Annotated in this window: 4 protein-coding genes; 3 read left to right on the top strand and 1 reads right to left on the bottom strand. The window is 63.6% G+C overall.

From position 1 onward, the window contains the following. Positions 1 to 478 (top strand): MFS transporter (locus EN742_RS30355; RefSeq protein WP_128333631.1); only part of this gene is annotated, 478 nt, incomplete at its 5' end. A 25-nt stretch (positions 479 to 503) separates the two neighbouring features. Here the strand turns inward: EN742_RS30355 and EN742_RS30360 are convergent. After that, a complete protein-coding gene (locus EN742_RS30360) occupies positions 504 to 1,208 on the bottom strand; it encodes a nitroreductase (RefSeq protein ID WP_126054070.1) in 705 nt (234 codons plus the stop codon). A gap of 235 nt (positions 1,209 to 1,443) precedes the next feature. Between EN742_RS30360 and EN742_RS30365 the strand changes: the two genes are divergently transcribed. Further along, positions 1,444 to 2,031, top strand: a complete 588-nt coding sequence (locus EN742_RS30365) for an XRE family transcriptional regulator (RefSeq protein WP_126054069.1) — start codon at positions 1,444 to 1,446, stop codon at positions 2,029 to 2,031. Positions 2,032 to 2,046: 15 nt separating this feature from the next. Further along, positions 2,047 to 2,868: FAD-binding oxidoreductase (locus EN742_RS30370; RefSeq protein ID WP_148670365.1), on the top strand; the 822-nt coding region annotated here is incomplete at its 3' end.

The raw sequence follows: 2,868 nt of genomic DNA on the forward strand, positions 1-2,868 counted from the left end.
CGGTTCGTTGCTGACGCGCTTCATGATGCCGCGCATCCTCAACCGCTTTGGCTTCCGCCGCGTGCTGGTCACCAACACGCCGATCGTCGCTTGCCTCGTCGCGGGCTTCGCCTCGATGCAGGCGAGTCTGCCCGCCTGGATCGTGCTCGCCTACATCTTCATCTTCGGCGTCTTCCGCTCGGTGCAATGGGCTTCAACCGGGAACCTTTCCTATTCGGATGTCGCGCCCGAGCAACTCGCCCGCTTCAGCGCGCTCTACTACATTCTCTGGCAGCTTGCGGTGGCGATCAGCGTCGGCCTGGCGGCGGCGTTGTTGTCTTTGCTCGCCAGCGGCGGCCATGCCAGCGTCAACGATTTCCGCATCCTGTTCTTGATTGAAGGCCTGATCACGCTGTGCGCGCTGTTCGCGTATCTGCGGCTGACGCCGCAGGACGGCGCCCATGTCAGCGGCCACGGCGCGCATGTGAACACCGAGTAAGGCCGCTGGCGCTGGCTGGCGGCCGTTACTCGCTGAACGTTACCCAGTCTTCCAGCGGCGCGCGGTCGGTACGAAATTCGTTCTCGGGCTTGGATTTGTCCTCGTAGCCCAGCGCCATGCCGCAGACGACGATCTCCTCGTCGGGGATGTTGAGAACCGGGCGGATCTGCCGGTGATAAGGCGCGAAGGCCGCCTGTGGGCAGGTATGCAGGCCCCTTCCCCTCGCTGCCACCATGATGTTCTGCAAGAACATGCCGTAGTCGATCCACGATCCTTTGTTCAGCCGCCGGTCGACGGTGAAGATTATGCCGACGGGCGCATCGAAGAAGACGAAGTTGCGATCGTGCTGCGCCCGCATCCTGTCGACCTCGCGCCGGCCGATGCCGAGCGCGCCATATAGGCCGAAGCCGTTCGCGCGGCGACGAGTGAGATAGGGTTCGAAGAACTGGTCGGGATAGTAGCGATACTCGTCCCACTCGGCCTTCTCGGCGCGGATGCCTGAATTGAGGATGGCCTCAGAAATGCGCTGCTTGACATCGCCCTTGGTGACATACACCCGCCAAGGCTGCATGTTGGTGCCGGATGGCGCGCGCGCGGCGACGGAAAGGATGTCGCGGACCGTCTCGTCGTCGACCATATCGGGCAGGAAGGCGCGCACCGAGCGGCGCGACGTGATCGCCTCGTCGACGATCGCCGCATCCTTGGCTATCCGGCTGTTGTTTTCCAGCATGGGTCGTCCCTTTGCGCGTGACCGGGAACCAAACCGGCTCCCGCGAAGGACCACGCACAGACTCCTTGAAACCTGGCCCCCGACCGGACGTCCCCATTCGCCGTTCGTCGCCGAGCCTTTGCATGAACCGCAAAAAACGCGCAAGCAAATCTTGTGGCATCATGAAAATCCTCTTGATTTTTTCATGGAGTTGCCCTCTCATGAAATTTGTCTCCAATTTTTCATCGGAAGGCCGATGGTCTCGACCGCTCCCAGGCCGGAACAGGACAATGGCGAGCGGTTGCTGGCCGGCGACATCCGTGCGCTGCGCAAGGCGCGCGGGCTGACGCTGGCCGAGATCGGCCTGAGGCTCGGCCGCTCCGTCGGCTGGGTCAGTCAGGTAGAGCGCGGCCTGTCGGTCCCTTCGCTCGGCGACCTCAGGGCTTTCGCCGACCTGTTCGGCGTGCCGATCAGCCTGTTCTTCAGCCATGACGTGCCGGTCGAGGCGGAGCGCGGCGTGGTCGTGCGTGCCGGCAGCCGCCGCTCGCTTGGCACAAGCGAATCCGGACTTGTGGAGGAGCTTCTGTCGCCCGACCTCGGCGGTAGCTTCGAGATGCTGCGCTCGGAATTTGCGCCGGGTGCGGAGCTGAAGACCGAAGCGCGCCGTCCGACCGAAGAAGCCGGCTATGTTACGTCGGGTGTTTTCGAGATCGAGATTGCCGGCGTCTGGCACCGGCTCGGCGAAGGCGACAGCTTTCGTTTCGATGGCAAGCCGTTTCGCTGGCGCAATCCCGGCGCCGAGCCGGCGGTGGTCATCTGGGTGGTTTCGCCACCTGTCTATTGATTGGAGGGGAAGAACATGGCGGGTTTGCCGAGCACGGCACGCGTGGTGATCATCGGAGGCGGTGTCGTCGGCGCCTCCTCGCTCTACCACCTTTGCAAGGCGGGGTGGACCGATTGCGTGCTGCTCGAAAAGAACGAGTTGACCTCGGGCTCGACCTGGCATGCCGCCGGCAACGTGCCGACCTTCTCGTCCTCATGGTCGCTGATGAACATGCAGCGCTATTCGACCGAGCTCTATCGCGGGCTCGCCGATGCCGTCGACTATCCGATGAACTACCACGTCACCGGCTCGCTCAGGCTCGCCCATTCGAAGGAGCGCATGCAGGAATTCCGGCGCGCCAAGGGCATGGGCCGCTACCAGGGCATGGACATCGACGTCGTCGGGCTGGACGAGATCAAGCGCCGCTATCCCTTCATCGAGACGCATGAGCTGAAAGGCGCGCTCTACGACCCGAGCGACGGCGACATCGATCCGGCGCAGCTGACGCAGGCGCTGGCCAAGGGCGCGCGCGACATGGGCGCCAGGATAATCCGCTTCTGCCCGGTCACCGGCGCTCGCCGCGAGAACGGCGAATGGGTGGTCGCCACACCGCAGGGCGAAATCCGCTGTGAGATCGTGGTCAATGCCGCCGGCTACCGCGCCGCCGAGCTAGGAAAAATGTTCGGCCGCGCAGTGCCGATGATGGTGATGAGCCATCAATACATATTGTTCGAGGAGATCCCCGAGCTTGCCGCCTGGACGAAGGAACAGGGCAAAAAGCTGCCGCTGCTGCGCGACGTCGACACCTCCTACTATCTGCGCCAGGAAAAGACCGGCATGAACCTCGGCCCCTATGAG

It is taken from the genome of Mesorhizobium sp. M4A.F.Ca.ET.020.02.1.1 (genome assembly GCF_004022645.1).
Classification (GTDB): Bacteria; Pseudomonadota; Alphaproteobacteria; order Rhizobiales; family Rhizobiaceae; genus Mesorhizobium.